The sequence below is a fragment of the Cytobacillus sp. QJM3NY_8 genome (assembly GCF_056173585.1).
Window position 1 is genome coordinate 3,166,786 of record NZ_CM149681.1, and the last position, 16,514, is coordinate 3,183,299.

A 16,514-nucleotide genomic window follows, 5' to 3' on the forward strand; every position below is an offset into this window, starting at 1 on the left:
AAGAGAGCTAAAGGGTTAGCGAAAGAACCCAGCCCATGCTTACCTCCTGCCCCGTTCCCCTAAATTAATCCCAATCCCCATATAGATAACGGCAATCAGCAGCATAAACGAAACCGGCAGCAGAATATCACTCCAGCCTGCATCAAAAAGAGCAGCATCCATCATCGCTTCTAGTGCATAACCCATAGGGAAAAGGTCAGCAATAAAGGTGAATACCGGATTATCCATTACACCCGGCGGCACATACACACCGCTGATAATCGGGATAATCGGAATAACAGATGGATAAACCATGTTGAACTTTTCCGGCGTTTTGGTCAAGCCGGCAACCAGCATAGCCAAGCTTACACTGCTAAATGTAAACACGGCGGCAATCGTCAGAATAAGGGAAAGCGGCCCTATTTCATAGTTCATGACATATTCGAATATCAGAAAAACAGCGGCCATTTGAAAAAATCCAATGAAAAAGCTATACAGCAAATGGCCGGTATACATATTGGTTTTACTTACTGGCGAAAGGTTCAGACGGTTCCACACCCCGCTGACTTTATCCGCATTTATGCCATTAACCTTAAATCCAATGGTGAACATGGCAATAAACAGGGTAAAGCCAAACAGCAGCTGGGTTCCCATATTATGGCTGGTCAATTCTCCGCCATTCACACTTTGGGTGTTAACGGTCAGGGGCGGTTTTTCCAGGTAGCGATCGATTTCTTCTCTTAATTCAGCTGTATCAGCAGAGCCTGCAATCGCCTGAAGCTGTGCTTCCTCCATAAATACTTTATGGACCTCCTGCTCGATCAGCTGGATATTGGGCATATCAGATGCGGTTATTAAGCGATAATCCTGTTCCATTAATAGAATGGCAACATCCCTTTTTCCCTCTCTAACCTGTTCACGAGCTTCCCCTTCTTCCGATATAACATATTCGGTATTTTCATTATCCTTATTTAATAGCTTTACCCATTTTTGTTCAATCTCCTCGGCATTTGGCCCGGAGGCAAACACAGAAACAGTGGTATTCGTCTGCCAGGCAGAGTTTCCGAAAATGAGGGTAGCTAAGATGCTCAGGCCAATAAATGTCAGGATTAGGAGCGGCTTTCGTTTGTCCTTTAGAAATTGAGCGTAAAACACTGGATACATCAGCTTCGCCCCCTTTTTGGAAAGATTGACACACTGATGGCAAAACAAATGATAAATACACCCATTAGAAAAATAATCGGGAATAGCAAGTCATTGAAATGGCTGTATTGAACCCATTCAATAAGGGCTGTCTGTGTCAGGCCATTCGGTGTCCATTCGCCGATTTTTTGAATCGGGTCCGGAAGTCCTTCCAGCGGAAAGAAGCTGCCGCCCAGAACGCCAAACCCCATAATGACCAGGGTAGATATACCACTTGCTGCGTTGGTGTCGCTTAGATGGAGTGTTAGAGCCGTAAATAAAGCGGAAAGTCCCCCTACCGTTAAGGCAAATGCGATCAGGACAACCATTAACCCCGCCCAAAATGTGAATGTTTTATCCGGAAATACATTTAACACCAATTGAACGACCGTCAGGGTAATCGCGATTTGCAGAATGGAGAGAATAAAAGCGGATACCGTTTTCCCAATTAAGAAGGACAGCGGATGGCTATTCGTTAATAAGATCCGATTGAACACCTGCTCCCGCTTTTCTGTCATCGTTTTTAACGAAACCGTTTGAGCCATAAATAAGGCAAAAAGGGTACCAATTGCAATTGCGAAATATTGGGAAATGGTATACGCATCCGCACCATCATCCCCTTCAACCACTTCCTTGCCTCCCTTTGGCAAAATGGGTTCTGCCGTGGCCTGAACTCCTTTACTCCCAAGGGCAAACTGCGTATTTACCGTATTTACAAAGGTATGGACGACCTCTTGAAGGGTGCTGACCTCTGCCGATTCCTCCTCGGCTAAAATGGTTACGGACCCTTGAGATGTTTCCCCTAATAGAACTCCGGATAACGTTTCAAACGTAAACCCTTCTGGAATTTTAATAATCGCATCCAGTTCCCCGTTTTTCACATGTTCCGCTGCTTCCTGTTCACTTAAGTCCTTTACAGTCACCCATTCCTTCAAATCAGAGCTGTTCAGAATATCATGAATAAGCTTAACAGGATCTAGCTTATCTGCTTCTGCAAGTAGTACACTTTTTTCTTCGGAGGATAACCCCTTCGCTTCCACAGAAGCTGCAAATTGCTCCTTCCCCTTCTTCACATCATCCTCCTGCACCACTGAAATATCTATTTGCATCGCTTTTTCATCCTTAAAAAGGCCTGAAAAGGCAAAATTCAAGATCACAATGATCAGGATGGGGAGCAATAATGCCATTAGGATCTCTTTGCGGTCTCTCCAGAAAACGAGAAGATCTTTTTTAATAAAAGCGCCCATTTTTCACCTCTCCTTAATCCCGCAATGTTTTACCTGTCAGGTGCAGGAAGACGTCCTCCAGGCTTGGTATTTCTACTTGATAGTTCATAATTTGAATGCCTTCTTTTTCAGCAGCGTGCACAAGGCTGCTTAAAAGATGATGATTCTTTTTCGCCAGAATGCGAAGGCCCTCACTCGTTTGTTCTACTTGGAGGACATCTGGGAGTGTTTTAATTTTGTCCGTGAATGCTTCACTTCTCTTGCTGAGCTGAACCCCGATGGTATCTTCACTGGATAAGATGCTCAGCAATTCTTCCTTGCTGCCAGTAGCAATGATTTTTCCATGGTCCATGATGTAGACCCGATTGCATAATTGCTCAACTTCCTCCATGTAATGGCTCGTATACAGGACGGTCGTGCCTTGGGTTTGATTTAATTCCCGAACGTTTTCTAATATATGGTTTCGTGACTGGGGGTCAATGCCGACAGTCGGTTCATCGAGTATAAGGATTTTCGGGTTATGCAGCAGCGCAGCAGCGATGTTGATTCTTCGTTTCATTCCGCCGGAAAAGGTTTTAATCAGCTCCTTTTGGCGATCCTTTAAGCCAACCATGTCCAGCACTTCCTGAATTCGGACTTCTAGGGTCTCTTTCTCCACCCGGTAGGCTTTTCCGAAAAACTTCAGATTTTCATAGGCTGATAGCTCCTCATATAGCGCAATTTCCTGCGGTACTACCCCCAGTACTTTTCGAAGATCTGAAGGGTTTTGAATCGTGCTTTTCCCATCAAGCTTCACATCTCCGGAAGTCGGTTTAATGAGGGATGCAATCATGGAAATTGTTGTTGATTTACCTGCGCCGTTTGGTCCCAGCAGACCGACTGATTCGCCTGTATGCAAGTATAGGTTGATTTCATCCACCACTTTTTTATCTTTAAAACTTTTCGTCAGTTTTACCGTTTCGAGCATGGTTCCACACTCCTTTATTTAGTTGATACGTTTAGGATATAAAAAAAGAAACAGCATCACTACTGTCTCCCGTCACGAGGTATGTATTTTACCATTACTTTCATCATTTTATTTGAATTAGACAAGGTTATGGCGGATGGCATAGATGGCGAGCTGTGTCCGGTCTCTTAAATCCAGCTTCGTCAAAATCTGGCTTGTATTATTCTTTACGGTGCCTGTGGAAATGGCAAGACGTTCTGCAATTTCGTTATTGCTGAGCCCTTCCCCAATGCATTTTAGGATGGCCCGTTCCCTGGGTGTTAGAGAAGGATCCGGTTCCTTGGTGTCCTGCTGTTTCATTAACTGGGGAACGACCTTTGCAGCCACCCCTTCTTCTATGGATAATCCGCCCTTTAGTGCACTACGGATTGAACGGAGCAGTGAATCCGTGTCACCGTTTTTTAGAATGTAGCCGCTCACGCCTATTCGAAGGGCCTCCATGACATAAGCATCGTCATCAAAGGTTGTCAGCATTAAGATCTTGGTTTGTGGCCAGCGGGATTGGATGATCTTTGCCGCTTTTAGTCCATCCATTACAGGCATGCGGATATCAAGAATGGCAATGTCAAATTGACTTTTTTCACAAAGGGCGATGGCTTCTTTGCCGTTATCTGTTTCGCCTGTGACTTTGTACTCCGGTTCGGTTTCAATCATCATTTTTAAGCCTTGTCTTACCATTACCTGGTCTTCTGCGAGGAGTATTCGAATCATGGTTATCACCTCTACTTTACCTTTTTTGCTTAATACTTTGATATTTTTATTTGTGTTTTGAATGATGCCCGTTGATTTCCGCTGCAGGTACTCGCTTTCCACGGGGCGGGCGCTGAGCCTCCTCGACGCTATGCGTCTGCGGGGTCTCAGCTGTCCCGCTGCTCCCGTAGGAGTCTCGCACCTTCCGCTCCAATCAACTCAGTGGAAAAATTAATTTGCCACTTTAGACAACAAAAACACCTTACTTTATTTTAATATATCCGCTAACTATGAAATGTCCCTCGGTTTGGTACACCTTTAAACCGCCATTATGTTTCTCTAACCGCTGCCGCATTTGGCTTAGTCCAAAGCCTTCCTGATAGCCATCCGTTCCAGTGGCCGGGTTTCGAATTTCGAATCGGAATATGCTGCCGCCTGGTGCTTCGAAGGTGATTTCTGCTTCTTTTGCATCACTATGCTTCATGATATTGGTTAATGCTTCCTGGACTGATCTGTAGATCACAAAGGATTGTTCACCCGTCAACGGGGCAGAAAAGGCACCGTATTTGACAGAGAAATGAATGTGCATCATATTTTCCAGTTCGAGTCTGCGAATTAAGCGCAGGATGCCTGGTAGACCTCCGGTGTCATTTGCCTTCAGAGATTTTACGGCCCTGCGTGTTTCGTTGAGGCTTTCGTTTGCCAGTTCCTTTAATGATTCCACTCTTTCCTGTTCGTTTTCAGAGGTTTGCAGACGAAACATTTCCAGCTGCATGATAAGGGCGGTCAGTTTATGGCCAACTGAATCATGGATTTCATGGGCAATCAGGACACGCTCCTCCTGTCTGGCAAGCTCCTCCTCAGAGACAGCTCTCCGTTTTAAATCGCGAAATTCACTGAAAATAGCCTCGTGGCGTGCTTCAAGATCCATTAGATGATCCTTGGTTTTTTTATAATGGATGAGAGCAATCAAAAGGAATATGATATATACAATTATGAAAGTCTGAAGGAACCCGCCCAGATTACTATGTAAAGTGGTGAACCCTAATGCGATTGCATCAATTGCCCCATTCAAAATACTGTATCGAAACGGTAGTCGATAAAAGCCCTCAGCAATTAGAAGGGAAAGGATGAGAATAAGAAAGGGATTAAATTGATCATTGTAGGGAAATAGGGTTGCTGCTGCAATAACCGTTTTAGTACCTAATATGAAAAATAAAACAATGGGCTTTTTCTCGATCAAAGGAACGAGAAAAAATAGCAGGAAGTAAAATGATACTCCAAATATGTAAACTGGTAATTGATTTATAGGGAGGTTAAGATAAGCAATCGCAAAAGGCCAAACAACCACATTTAATAGGATCCATAGCCAGTAGGATTTCATATTATGACCCCATTTCTTTAGGGTTTACAACTGTAAATTTTATCATTTAATAACCAAATTAACCATATTTTGTTTGTGGCTCAGATATAATATATATAAAATTCTAAGTCTAATATTAAATACACCTGTTTTTCAAAAAGTCGCCCCATTATATTTATAAGAAGCGGTATTTCAACTCCACAATCCGTTTATAGTGAGTAAAAAAACAAACTCATCCTTAGCCAACACACATAAATACAAAGAAGTTTGTGTACTAATTTCAGGAGCACCTCTGCACTTTGTCACAAAAATTCTCCTTTAATCGTTTTATTTTTGCAGCCTTTGCTGTGAATCAGCAATTGGCAGAATAAGATTGGAAGTGAAATGATGCAAAAAATGTACATGCAATATAAAGGATTGCTGTTTAGGCTCGCCTATCAATTGACAGGATCTGTCTCTGATGCAGAGGATGTTGTGCATGATGTTTTTTTGAAATTATATGATGTTCCGAAGGAGAAGCTATCTGAGCCTAAAGCTTATCTTTGTAAAATGGTCACAAATCGATGTTATGATTTACAGAAATCGGCGCGCAAAAAATGGGAGCAGTATTTTGGAGAATGGCTTCCAGAGCCCCTGTTTCATTCGAGTTCGAGTGATGATTCCATCGAATCAGTCGAGCGGGGTGATTTATTGTCTTATGCGATGATTGTACTGCTTGAACGGCTTACACCAACGGAGCGTGTTGTTTTTGTCCTGCGTGAGGCACTCGGCTTTGACTATGAAGAAATTGCAGAGCTCATGGAAAAAAGCGCGGTGAATTGCCGTAAACTATTCAGTCGTGCACGTGCAAAAATGGGGATTACCTCTGAAGAGCTTGTTCATACTGAAACAGCCCCTAATGAACTGGTTACTGACTTTCTGGCAGCACTTAAACAGGGGAACATGAAGCGAATGGTATCTATGCTTGATCCTAATGTTATACTGGTCTCTGATGGAGGAGGAAAAGCAAAGGCTGCTATTTTTCCCATTAAAACGAGTGATCGGGTTGTTCGCTTTCTTCTCGGCGTTTTACGCAAAGCATCAATGGTTGAGGGAACTCTGAAAATGGAAATCAGTCAAATTAACGAACAACCTTCTTATATCTTAAGAACCAATGATGGCATTCATACAGTAGGAATCATTCATGCAGAGGGAAATATGATCCGAAACATATACATTATCCGAAACCCCGATAAACTGAAGCATACAGGAGTATTAAGGTAGCATTCAGGTTCTATTTATACAGGGACCGGTAAGATGTCAATTCCATCTTACCGGTCCCTTTTGTTTGATTCAATCTATAAAAGCCCATCATAATCTCAGGTTTATACCACTCATAGCCCAGCTTTAGTCAATCCAAAAGCTGTGTCAGCAGAACCCGGCACATTTTTGAAAGCTATGCTGATACGGTTCCAGGCATTGATTGCCATGATGGAGAAGGTAAGATCTGAAAGTTCTTTTTCTGATAGCTGCTCACGAACACTGTCATAAATATCATCAGGAACACCGTGTGCAGGCAGCTTAGTCAAAATCTCAGTCCATTCAAGCGCTGCTCGTTCGCGTGGGCTAAACAGAGTGGATTCGCGCCAAATTGGGATATGATATAGGCGAAGCTCTCTCTCTCCATGGATTTTTGCCTCCTTGATATGCATATCCAGGCAAAATCCGCATCCATTCATTTGGGAAGCTCTAATGTGGACGAGATGACGGATTTTTTCCTCAATTGAACTTTCTTTCTCTGCATTGCTCAGTGCCATCATCTTGTTAACAAATTCCGGAGATTGCTGCATGTAATTAATACGTTGTGTCATTATTGTGTACCCCTTTTCTTTAAATTGATTGATTTTCTACTGGCGTATTAAGTAGGTCATAAAAAATTGGCCCATTCGTGACGCCTCAAGACTAAAGCTAACCTTTTATTTCTACCTTTCATAGTTACTATTTCGCTCACTCCTCTGCCATCTTTCACCTCCCTCTCTTAATCTCGTTCATATATATAACGATGGTGGGATTCCTTTTGTGACATCCTGATTACCAAACAACCTAAGACATGAATTATAATCACTAATATTCAAGCTAAATACAAAACGGTTCTTTTACTTTCCTTACGAAAGCAAAAGAACCGTCCTATTTATCACATACTCAAATTCCAAACTTCTTCAGCCTTTTATAAAAGGTACTACTTGGAATGCCAAGGTATTTTTCTGCTGTTACCTTTCCAGTTGTCCGTATTACAAGATCCTTAATGTCACGATGTGTGGCCTTTATAATTCGGATATCCAAAGGTACATCTTTAGTGCGAGTGACTTTCTTTTCCTGAATGACCCCGCAGTAAAGCGACCTGAATCGTATGCGGAATTTCACCAATTTCATCAAGATAAATCGTTCCCTTTTGAGCCTGTTCAAATTTCCCTTTATACCCTTGACGCATGGCCCGGGTAAATGCCCCCCTCTGTAATCCAAAGAACTCACTTTCCATAAGGTCTTTAGGAATGGCCCCACAATTCAAAGAGATGAAAGGGCCGTTTCAATACCCAGATCCAGAAGTCTGGTCGGTGAGGCTAATAATTCCGACCCCATTGCTTGTGCCGATTCTGGTTGCTCCAAGTTGAATGTATTTTTCGGCGTCTTCTTTTGTTCTAACTCCTCCAGACGCTTTTACTTCAACTTTTGAGCCTACAGAGGCTTTCATGAGTGCAACGGCTTCTTCCGTTGCACCGCCAGAACCATAGCCTGTTGAAGTTTTGACAAAATCGATTTTTGTATTTTTTGCAATTTCACAGACTTTCTCAATCTCTAAGTCTGTTAAATAGCAGGTTTCAAGAATGACTTTAATAACCAGTCCAGGGTGATCATCTTTTAATCCCACAAATGCAGCCATTTCCGTTTGAACTTGATCAAATTCTCCGTTCTTCACATCACTTATGTTTAGAACATAGTCTAATTCAGTTGCCCCCTCGGCCAATGCATTTTTGGCTTCATAGATCTTCACATCAGTTACATTCGCTCCAAGCGGAAAACCAATGACGGTACAAACCTTTACATCTGAGTCTTTTAATAATTCATTGGCTTTTGTTACATAGGCTGGATTTATACAAACGGAAGCAAAACGATATTCTGCTGCCTCCTTGCATAATTTTTCAATTGCATCTAAGGTCGCGTCGGCCTTCAGGAGAGTATGATCAATATATTTTTCAAGCTTCAAATTAAATCACTCCTATTTAATTTCTGCAAATTTCTTCGTATCATCTAGATACTGATCGGCATTGCCTTCATCAATTAAACCAGTACCGCCATCAATATATTTTTCTACTGACTCACCACTTCCAACCTTTACTGCGTTTTGTACAGCCAGAGTTCCAAGCGAAATCGGATCGTTCAGTACAGTCGCTTTAAATTTTCCATTCTTAATTTGTTTAACCGCTTCCATCAATCCATCTATACCTACGATTTGAACTCCTTCTAGCTTCCCTGATTTTTCTAGTACTTGAATTGCTCCAAGAGCCATATCATCGTTATGAGCATATACTAGATTAACATCAGGGTGAGCTTGCATTAAATCCTGCATCGCAGATACTGCTTCAGCACGAATATAGTTACTATAAGGTCCCTCAATAATTTTAATCCCAGCTTCTTTTTCTACAATTTCATGGAAACCATCGTGACGCGCCTGCATAACTGTACCGCCGGCATCACCTTGAATTTCAATAATTTTTCCTTGTGCTTTGCCTTCACCGCCAAGTAATTCAACAGCTTTCTGCCCTGCTAGTTTACCCATTTCTTTGTTATCACGACCAATATACGCTGCCACTTCTTCTTTCGTATTACGATCAACTGCAATAACTGGAATACTTGCTTGTTCTGCTGCCTTCAAAGAAGGTGTAACCGCTGCCGGGTTAACAGGGTTGAGTAAAAGAACATCTATACCCTTTGTAATTAAAGACTGAACATCGGAATTTTGTTTTTCAATATCATTTTGAGCATCTACTACAACCAGTTCCACACCTTGCTTTTCAGCTTCTGCCTTTGCACCATCAATAAGTGCAGTATAGAAAGGCGATTCCAGTGTTGGCTGTGAAAAACCAATAACAAGCTTTTCTTTTTCTCCCTCACCAGTACTTTCACTGTTGCTCTCACTGCTCCCGCCGCCGCAAGCTACTAAAAACAAAACTAATGAGATAAAAATTGCTAAAAAGCTAAATATTTTTTTCATAAAAACTACCCCCTATTTTTTATTTGTAATAAATTGATTCATAATTAAAGCGGTTACAATAATGGCACCCATAAAAATAGACTGATAGTAAGAAGAAAGGCCGAGAAGGTTGAAAATATTAACAATCATACTCATAATCAGAACACCAATGAAAGTACCTCCTATACCGCCTTTTCCACCTGCTAGGCTTGTGCCTCCAATAACTACCGCTGCAATAGCATCTAGCTCTAAACCTGTACCAGCAGTAGGCTGCCCCACTGTCAGCCAAGCAGACATGAGGATTCCTGCAATAGCGGCCATCGTACCAGACAGAACATAGGTCGAGGTAACATATTTTTCAACCGGAATCCCAGATAACCGAGCTGATTCTTCATTACCTCCCACAGCATATAGTTTTCTTCCAAATGTTGTATACTTTAGTACAACCACTGCCAGGATCGTTAACACAATCCAGATGATTGCAGGAACAGGAATATTTCCAAGACTTTCTCCTAATGCTGTAAAAGCTGGAGGCAAATCGTAGATTGGCTCGCCATCAGTAGTCAATAAGGCAAAACCTCTGGCACTAACCATCATCGCAAGTGTTGCAATAAATGCAGGTACTTTAAACTTTGTTGAAATAAACCCGCTTAAGAACCCCATAAATGCCCCTGCCAACAGCGTAATTGCAATTGCAAGAATAGGATTCATCCCTTGGCTAAGCAGCAATGATACAAGCATACCTGAAAGCGCAAGAACTGCTCCTACAGATAGGTCAATCCCCGCAATGAGGATGACAAATGTCATTCCAATTGCAACAATTCCAACAAATGCTGACTGCTGAAGGATATTTAAAATATTTTGGGTCGTTAAGAAATGATCTGATAATAAACTACCAATAATTAAAAATCCTACAAAAATGAAAAATAGATTATATTTTTTCATGAAACCCGCTGCTTGAAATTGCTTTTGCTGTGGCTCTTCAATCACTTCCATTTTCGTATTCATTAGGTGACCTCCTTTGATTCAATTTAAGCTCCAGAAACAGCTACATTTAAAATCTCACTCTTATAATTAGCTGGAGAAGTATATTCCTTTACAATCCTTCCTTCAAACATGACGAGAACTCGATCACAAACGGCAAGGAGTTCATCGATTTCAGAAGAAGCTACAATGATGGTCGTTCCCTGATTCGCTAATTCCTTCATAATTTTGTAGATTTCATCTTTTGCACCGATATCGATACCTTGTGTCGGTTCATCAAATAATAATAGCTTTGATTCATGAATGAGCCATTTTGAAATAATAACCTTCTGTTGATTTCCTCCACTTAAATTGCGTAATTCAGTTTCAGGCCCTGGTGCTTTGACATTGAGCTTTTTAATAGAATCGAGCATCGCCTTCCTTATTTTCTGACGCTGCAAGAATCGATTTCTTGAAAACTTGTTTAAGGACGGCAAAAAGGCATTTTCTTCTATAGATAAATTCCCTATAATCCCTTCTGTTTTCCTATTTTCCGGAACAAGCCCCAAGCCTTCATTCACTGCTTTTTCAGGAGTTGTAATATTCTTTTTTACTCCATCGAGAAAAACTTGGCCATCTAAGACTTTATCCGCACCATAAATCGCCCGAAGCAGTTCAGTTCTTCCTGATCCTACAAGCCCGTATAATCCAACCGTCTCCCCTTTCCCAACGGTAAAGGAAACATCTCTTAGTTTCTTGTTAGTAAAATTATTTACCTTTAAAAACTCTTCTTTCTTGTTATAAACCTGCTCCTTTGTCTGCTTTTCTATTTTCCTTCCGGTAATGTACTCAATCAATTCTGATTGTTTGATTTTCTTTAATTCATCCGTAAAAATCCATTGTCCATTTCGGAGTATAGTTACTCGGTCACCGATCGTATATAACTCATCTAGCTTATGGGAAATATAGATAATGGTGTAGCCCTGATTTTTTAATAACCGTACCGCATCAAACAACTTGTTCACTTCATCACCGGATAGTGCGGTAGAGGGCTCATCCATCACGATGATTCTGCAATCAGAAGCTAGAGCTTTAGCAATTTCCGTCATTTGCTTTAATCCCATACTGACATCCCGTACCAATAAATTCGGAGAAAGAGAAAGGCCAAGCAATTTAAAAATTTCATTCGTTCTATACTTAATTTGATTCCATTTAATAAAACCGCCCTTGGGCTTTAAATAGTTTCCCAGAAAAATATTTTCTCCAAGACTTAGGTCTTCTACTAGAGACAGCTCCTGATAAATAGTAGCAATTCCATTCTCTTTGCTATCTGCTGGGGAAGTTATATTCACTTCTTTTCCATTCAATAAAATATTGCCTTCATCTTTTTCATATACTCCAGAGAGAATTTTCATTAAGGTTGATTTTCCAGCTCCGTTTGCTCCTATTAAACAGTGGACCTCACCGGGCTGGACTGAAAAATTCACATTCTGCAATGCCTTGACTCCTGGAAACGATTTAGAAATCCCTTTCATTTCAAGTACATAGTTCATAGCTTTCCTCCTTCCCATTTTTTAATTTCCTCATCATTGGAAATAGAAGTTCGTTTAATTCCAAATAGTTTTGGAAAACGGTTTCATATTTTGCTGTTTTATCTAAATCTGGCTTAAATTCAGCCTGTATCTCAACCATTTGTTCAGAAGCATCTTTTATCGTTTGATATAACCCAATTCCATAGGCTGCAATAATCGCAGCACCCTTGGTTCCGGTTTCTTTATCCATAGGAATAGAAATTGGCAGACCTGTTACATCACTAATTATTTGCATCCAACAAGCGTTCTTGGTGCCTCCACCGCCCGCAATAATCTTCTTTACGGGAATCGAGGAGTTCCTAAAAGTCTCAATGACATTTTTGGTACCAAAAGCAATTGACTCAAGAATTGCCCGATAAATATGATACCTTGTGTGTGAGAGTGTTAAACCAACAAAGGCGCCTGTTGCATAGGGATTTTTATAAGGCGTTCGATTCCCTTTCCAGCTATCTAATATAACCAGACCTTCACTCCCAGCTACGATTTTTTTTATTTCTTCTTCAAGTTCTCTATAAACTTCACTCTCATCCGTACTGTTAGGATAAAATTCATTAAGAAACCAAGAAATAATTGAACCACATGATAATTGCCCGCCTTCAAGAAGCCAATGATCATCTAGTAATGGACCCTCATAAGGTCCCCATAAGGAATCGTTAAAAATAGGCTGCTCATGATGCATTAAATGAACAAAGCTGGTTCCGGTGATCATGCTCAGATTTCCGGGTTCAAGGGCCCTTGAGCCAATCATGCCGATATGAGCATCAATTCCACCTTGAAAGACAGGAGTTCCAGCTAATAGCCCAAGTTCTCTCCCAGCGCTTTCAGTAACCTCTCCAACCTTATCTCCAACCTTTAAAATTTGCCTAGGCCAATGCTTTGTAATTCCCTCTAATCCGATTACTTTAAAAAACTCATCAGAAAATCCGTTAAGATGTTCTACATAGTTCCACTTGCATGTAGCATTACACTTTGAAGCGACAACCTCACCAGTAAGCTTAAAATTCATCCAATCGATCTGCTCAAGTATAAATTTGTCTGATAGATCGTAATGACGCTTTAACCAAAGAGATTTAGTTGTCATCCATTCAATCGACGTTTTTTGTCCTGAAAATAATAAACGATCTTTTACTACAGAGCTTGGATTACTATTAATCTCATCTTCTTCCTTTACTGAACGTTGATCCATCCAGCATTGCGACGGAGCAACAGGCTGATAATTTTTATCTGTTAATACAACAGTGGATGAGGTTGCGCAGAGCGATAGTCCGGAGATCTTGGTTAAATCAAGATGATCCTCTGCTTTTTGTAATGCTTCTTTTAGAGCTTGCCACCAGTCCATTGGATTCTGTTCAGAAAAACCATCTTTCGTATGGTTAGTTGGATAAGTCGCACTTTCTTTTAAAAGCAGCTTTCCATTCTCGTTGTAGATTCCCACTTTTAAAGACTGTGTTCCCAAGTCAATTCCTAAAAGATAGTTGGCATCCATATCCTACTCCTCCGGGTAAATCAGGATTTTATTGAAAACTATTTCTCTATTTTTAATTTTTTCAAAAACAGCAGGTGTTTCATCTATTTGAAAACGGTGTGAAACAATTGGTTCCGTTTGAATCTTACCTTGTGCCATACATTCAATAGCATATTCCCATTCCCTTCCAGGGAATGGATCTGAGAATGAATTCCATGAGCCATGAATTCCAATTTCATTGCGAAGCAGCTTATCAATAGCCTTGGCTGATAAAGTCAGCTCTTGATTTGAAATACCCAGAAAAACAACCCGCCCCATTTTACCAGTAATAGACACGGCTTGGTTTTGTGCAATAGGTGATCCGGATGTATCTAATACTACATTCACTTTCGTACCAGCAAGCGCTTCAATAGGATCCACACTTTTTGAATCGATAACACGATCAGCTCCCAATTGCTTGGCTATTACTAATTTTTCCTCGAAAATATCCATTGCAATTACTTCTTTCGCTCCCATTTCACGAGCAAATTGAACAGCAAAGAGACCGATTGCACCCAGGCCAATTATTACAGCAGTATCACCTTCTTTCAGGCTTCCTCTCCATAGCCCATGCACGGCATTTGCTGCAGGGTCAACCATTGCACCTGCATCATATGAAATTGAGTCCGGAAGCATAAGAAGGTTGTCTTTGTGAACTTTTATGTATTTCGCCATCGCCCCATCCGTTCTTGATCCGTAATAATTATAGGTATCGCATAATCCATACTTTCCTTGAGTACAATATTCGCATTCCATACAAGGGACAAGCGGAGCTATCGTTACGCGATCTCCCACGGCCCATCCTTCTGTATCAGGTCCGCACTCAACAATTTCCCCAGCAAATTCATGACCGAGTGTCAATCCTTTATGATACGCTCCCTTTACCAGTGCTCTAGGAATATCAGAACCACAAATGCCAACCGCTTTTACCTGAATTAATACCTCTCCTGCACTAATTTCCGGTTTATCAACTTGTTCAACTTTTAAATTTCCTGGTTCATATAACTTTACTGCTTTCACTTTTATGCCCCCCACTTGTTAATTGAACAATTTCACCTGCCAATAATTCATCGATAAATAATGCACTTACATAACCGCCATTGAGTGCACCTATGACACTCTTAGCCTTTGATTTTCCAGAAGCTACTGCGATTGAATACTCTTTTTTACGAAGCTCCTCAAGCTCTAATCCAATCGTACGATTGTTTAACTCTTCATCCGCTAGTGTTCCATCCTCTTTAAAGTATCTAGAACAGATGTCTCCCACGGCTTTCTTTGACATTAACTCTTCATAAGCCTTTCCTTTAAAAAACCCACCCTTATAAAGGATATTTTTATAGGAAACGGTTCCAATTGAAAAAATAGCAATATTACTTTCTCTTGAAAGCTCAAGTGTTTCTTTAATGCTAGAATCCGATGTCATTACTTTCGCAATCAATTCTGAATCGACAATCGTAGGAACAGGAAGCAAATGGTATCCGGTCGAAAAAGCTTCAGAAAACTTTTCTAAGAGCTGTGCTGCACCAGTTGAATATGAATTCTTCGCAATACCGCCATTGAGCTGTACGATTTTCATATTATTTACTTTCTTTGGTACCAAATGAGGAAGAACATATGCGAGCGTTGTCCCCCATGAAACTCCCAAAGTACAATTGTCCTGACAAATTTCATATAAATAATGGGCTACAGCCCTTCCCACATCATCTAAAATTAAGGCATCATCTTCTACATAAACTGGTGCAACAAATACCTTTTCTAAAGAAAATTTATCCTTAATCTGATCTTCTAGCTGCTGCAGAGAACTAATTGGATAATTGACTTTCACTTGAATAATCCCTTGTTTGTACGCGGTATCCAGAATACGGCTGATCGTAGCACGTGAATAGGGAAGTCTCTCAGAAATATCTTTCTGGGTTAAATTCATTTCATAATACAATTTAGCAACCCGTATCATTTCCTCTTGAGAATACATCAGCCAACCCCCTCTCTTGAAATTTTGTTCACTGTGATTAAATTTTGTTCAATTCTTGTTACCAATTATATAAACAAATTCACAAAAACGTAATATTATTTTCACTAATTGAACAAAATTTCAAAATAATTTAAAAAAATAAAATTTTATTGATTTGTTAATAAAACTGAATTATAATTTAGCAATTTTAAAATTATGTGTGGAGTCATGGAGGTGTGTGCATGATACATCCCTCTCTAACCTCAATCCTTAACAAATTGAGACTAATAAAATGGGTGCTTACCCTGATTCCAGGATAAGCACCCTATTGAATAAATTATTTTTTGGGCAACTCAAGTACTTATTCTAATAAATAAGTTTTGAATTTGCGCTAGTTCTGATTCTGTTCACCGTTGATTAAGCTGATTTTTGTAACCTTAACTTAACTTGATAAATGATAAACAATTTTACTTTTCTACCTCAATTAAAAAAACCTTTTCCTTAAATCCCCCACGTTGTCCAGCCTTTTGCCTTCTCAATTCCTCCACCTTCTCAATCGACACCCCATGAGTCTCAGCAAGTGCATGTAGTACTTCAAGCAAATCGGCTAATTCCTCAATTGCCTTTTCATCATTATTCGTGTTTAAATATTCATCTAATTCTTCAATACTCTTTTTCTTGAGTTCTAGAATGAATTCTTCCTGATTAAGAATCCTTGTTGAATAGTTCTTGCCTGTTTCTGCAATGATTTCTGGGATCCGGTCACGGACAAGCTTGTTATATGTAGGCATTATTCCCCTCACTTAAAATGATTAGTATTCTTACTG

At 40.4% G+C, this 16,514-nt stretch carries 15 protein-coding genes and 1 pseudogene; 1 reads left to right on the top strand and 15 read right to left on the bottom strand.

All coding sequences use genetic code 11. The features are described from left to right. Positions 1–39: 39 nt before the first annotated feature. The 5 genes from AC0VZ9_RS16315 to AC0VZ9_RS16335 all read right to left on the bottom strand — a co-directional run bounded on the left by AC0VZ9_RS16315 (position 40) and on the right by AC0VZ9_RS16335 (position 5,467). The gene (locus tag AC0VZ9_RS16315) at positions 40–1,143 is read right to left on the bottom strand and encodes an ABC transporter permease (protein ID WP_251267026.1); all 1,104 of its coding nucleotides are present in this window, start codon (positions 1,141–1,143) and stop codon (positions 40–42) included. Next, on the bottom strand, positions 1,143–2,408 hold the full coding sequence (locus tag AC0VZ9_RS16320; protein WP_475396473.1) for an ABC transporter permease: 1,266 nt from the start codon (positions 2,406–2,408) through the stop codon (positions 1,143–1,145). The genes AC0VZ9_RS16315 and AC0VZ9_RS16320 overlap by 1 nt, the downstream gene beginning before the upstream one ends. Before the next feature lie 13 nt (positions 2,409–2,421). Then, positions 2,422–3,354 (bottom strand): ABC transporter ATP-binding protein, encoded by a 933-nt coding sequence (locus AC0VZ9_RS16325; RefSeq protein WP_475396474.1) that lies wholly within the window; start codon positions 3,352–3,354, stop codon positions 2,422–2,424. A gap of 117 nt (positions 3,355–3,471) precedes the next feature. Beyond that, complete coding sequence (locus tag AC0VZ9_RS16330) at positions 3,472–4,104, bottom strand: response regulator (RefSeq protein WP_475396475.1); 633 nt, start codon at positions 4,102–4,104, stop codon at positions 3,472–3,474. A 241-nt stretch (positions 4,105–4,345) separates the two neighbouring features. Then, the gene (locus tag AC0VZ9_RS16335) at positions 4,346–5,467 is read right to left on the bottom strand and encodes a sensor histidine kinase (protein ID WP_475396476.1); all 1,122 of its coding nucleotides are present in this window, start codon (positions 5,465–5,467) and stop codon (positions 4,346–4,348) included. Positions 5,468–5,833: 366 nt separating this feature from the next. Here AC0VZ9_RS16335 and sigJ point away from each other — a divergent pair, with 366 nt between their 5' ends. Beyond that, positions 5,834–6,709: an RNA polymerase sigma factor SigJ gene (gene sigJ, locus AC0VZ9_RS16340; RefSeq protein WP_475397510.1), complete on the top strand. Its 876-nt coding sequence runs from the start codon at positions 5,834–5,836 to the stop codon at positions 6,707–6,709. A 110-nt stretch (positions 6,710–6,819) separates the two neighbouring features. Here sigJ and AC0VZ9_RS16345 read toward each other — a convergent pair whose 3' ends face one another. The 10 genes and pseudogenes from AC0VZ9_RS16345 to AC0VZ9_RS16390 form a co-directional block, all read right to left on the bottom strand. Next, positions 6,820–7,296, bottom strand: a complete 477-nt coding sequence (locus tag AC0VZ9_RS16345; RefSeq protein WP_475396477.1) for a carboxymuconolactone decarboxylase family protein — start codon at positions 7,294–7,296, stop codon at positions 6,820–6,822. Positions 7,297–7,717: 421 nt separating this feature from the next. Beyond that, positions 7,718–8,012 (bottom strand): annotated as a pseudogene (locus AC0VZ9_RS16350) (sigma 54-interacting transcriptional regulator); the annotation flags it as partial. After that, on the bottom strand, positions 8,013–8,690 hold the full coding sequence (gene deoC / locus AC0VZ9_RS16355) for a deoxyribose-phosphate aldolase (protein WP_475396478.1): 678 nt from the start codon (positions 8,688–8,690) through the stop codon (positions 8,013–8,015). Positions 8,691–8,702: 12 nt separating this feature from the next. Then, on the bottom strand, positions 8,703–9,698 hold the full coding sequence (locus AC0VZ9_RS16360; RefSeq protein WP_475396479.1) for a substrate-binding domain-containing protein: 996 nt from the start codon (positions 9,696–9,698) through the stop codon (positions 8,703–8,705). 12 nt (positions 9,699–9,710) lie between these two features. Continuing rightward, the gene (locus AC0VZ9_RS16365) at positions 9,711–10,685 is read right to left on the bottom strand and encodes an ABC transporter permease (protein ID WP_475396480.1); all 975 of its coding nucleotides are present in this window, start codon (positions 10,683–10,685) and stop codon (positions 9,711–9,713) included. 23 nt (positions 10,686–10,708) lie between these two features. Beyond that, the gene (locus AC0VZ9_RS16370; protein ID WP_475396481.1) at positions 10,709–12,193 is read right to left on the bottom strand and encodes a sugar ABC transporter ATP-binding protein; all 1,485 of its coding nucleotides are present in this window, start codon (positions 12,191–12,193) and stop codon (positions 10,709–10,711) included. Further along, entirely contained in the window at positions 12,177–13,718 is a 1,542-nt protein-coding gene (locus AC0VZ9_RS16375; protein ID WP_475396482.1) for an FGGY-family carbohydrate kinase, read from the bottom strand. The genes AC0VZ9_RS16370 and AC0VZ9_RS16375 overlap by 17 nt, the downstream gene beginning before the upstream one ends. Positions 13,719–13,721: 3 nt before the next feature. Beyond that, positions 13,722–14,756 (bottom strand): galactitol-1-phosphate 5-dehydrogenase, encoded by a 1,035-nt coding sequence (locus AC0VZ9_RS16380; protein WP_475396483.1) that lies wholly within the window; start codon positions 14,754–14,756, stop codon positions 13,722–13,724. After that, complete coding sequence (locus tag AC0VZ9_RS16385) at positions 14,734–15,708, bottom strand: sugar-binding transcriptional regulator (protein ID WP_475396484.1); 975 nt, start codon at positions 15,706–15,708, stop codon at positions 14,734–14,736. Before AC0VZ9_RS16385 ends, AC0VZ9_RS16380 begins: the two co-directional genes overlap by 23 nt. 446 nt (positions 15,709–16,154) lie before the next feature. Beyond that, complete coding sequence (locus tag AC0VZ9_RS16390) at positions 16,155–16,478, bottom strand: pyrophosphohydrolase domain-containing protein (RefSeq protein ID WP_475396485.1); 324 nt, start codon at positions 16,476–16,478, stop codon at positions 16,155–16,157. Positions 16,479–16,514 lie beyond the last annotated feature (36 nt).

Coding starts and splice junctions, on each gene's coding strand:
- AC0VZ9_RS16370 (WP_475396481.1), bottom strand. CDS start 12,193: ATGAACTATGTACTTGAAATGAAAGGGATTTCTAAATCGTTTCCAGGA.
- AC0VZ9_RS16345 (WP_475396477.1), bottom strand. CDS start 7,296: ATGACACAACGTATTAATTACATGCAGCAATCTCCGGAATTTGTTAAC.
- AC0VZ9_RS16315 (WP_251267026.1), bottom strand. CDS start 1,143: ATGTATCCAGTGTTTTACGCTCAATTTCTAAAGGACAAACGAAAGCCG.
- sigJ (WP_475397510.1), top strand. CDS start 5,834: ATGCAAAAAATGTACATGCAATATAAAGGATTGCTGTTTAGGCTCGCC.
- AC0VZ9_RS16330 (WP_475396475.1), bottom strand. CDS start 4,104: ATGATTCGAATACTCCTCGCAGAAGACCAGGTAATGGTAAGACAAGGC.
- AC0VZ9_RS16320 (WP_475396473.1), bottom strand. CDS start 2,408: ATGGGCGCTTTTATTAAAAAAGATCTTCTCGTTTTCTGGAGAGACCGC.
- AC0VZ9_RS16365 (WP_475396480.1), bottom strand. CDS start 10,685: ATGAATACGAAAATGGAAGTGATTGAAGAGCCACAGCAAAAGCAATTT.
- AC0VZ9_RS16360 (WP_475396479.1), bottom strand. CDS start 9,698: ATGAAAAAAATATTTAGCTTTTTAGCAATTTTTATCTCATTAGTTTTG.
- AC0VZ9_RS16385 (WP_475396484.1), bottom strand. CDS start 15,708: ATGTATTCTCAAGAGGAAATGATACGGGTTGCTAAATTGTATTATGAA.
- AC0VZ9_RS16390 (WP_475396485.1), bottom strand. CDS start 16,478: ATGCCTACATATAACAAGCTTGTCCGTGACCGGATCCCAGAAATCATT.
- AC0VZ9_RS16335 (WP_475396476.1), bottom strand. CDS start 5,467: ATGAAATCCTACTGGCTATGGATCCTATTAAATGTGGTTGTTTGGCCT.
- AC0VZ9_RS16375 (WP_475396482.1), bottom strand. CDS start 13,718: ATGGATGCCAACTATCTTTTAGGAATTGACTTGGGAACACAGTCTTTA.
- AC0VZ9_RS16325 (WP_475396474.1), bottom strand. CDS start 3,354: ATGCTCGAAACGGTAAAACTGACGAAAAGTTTTAAAGATAAAAAAGTG.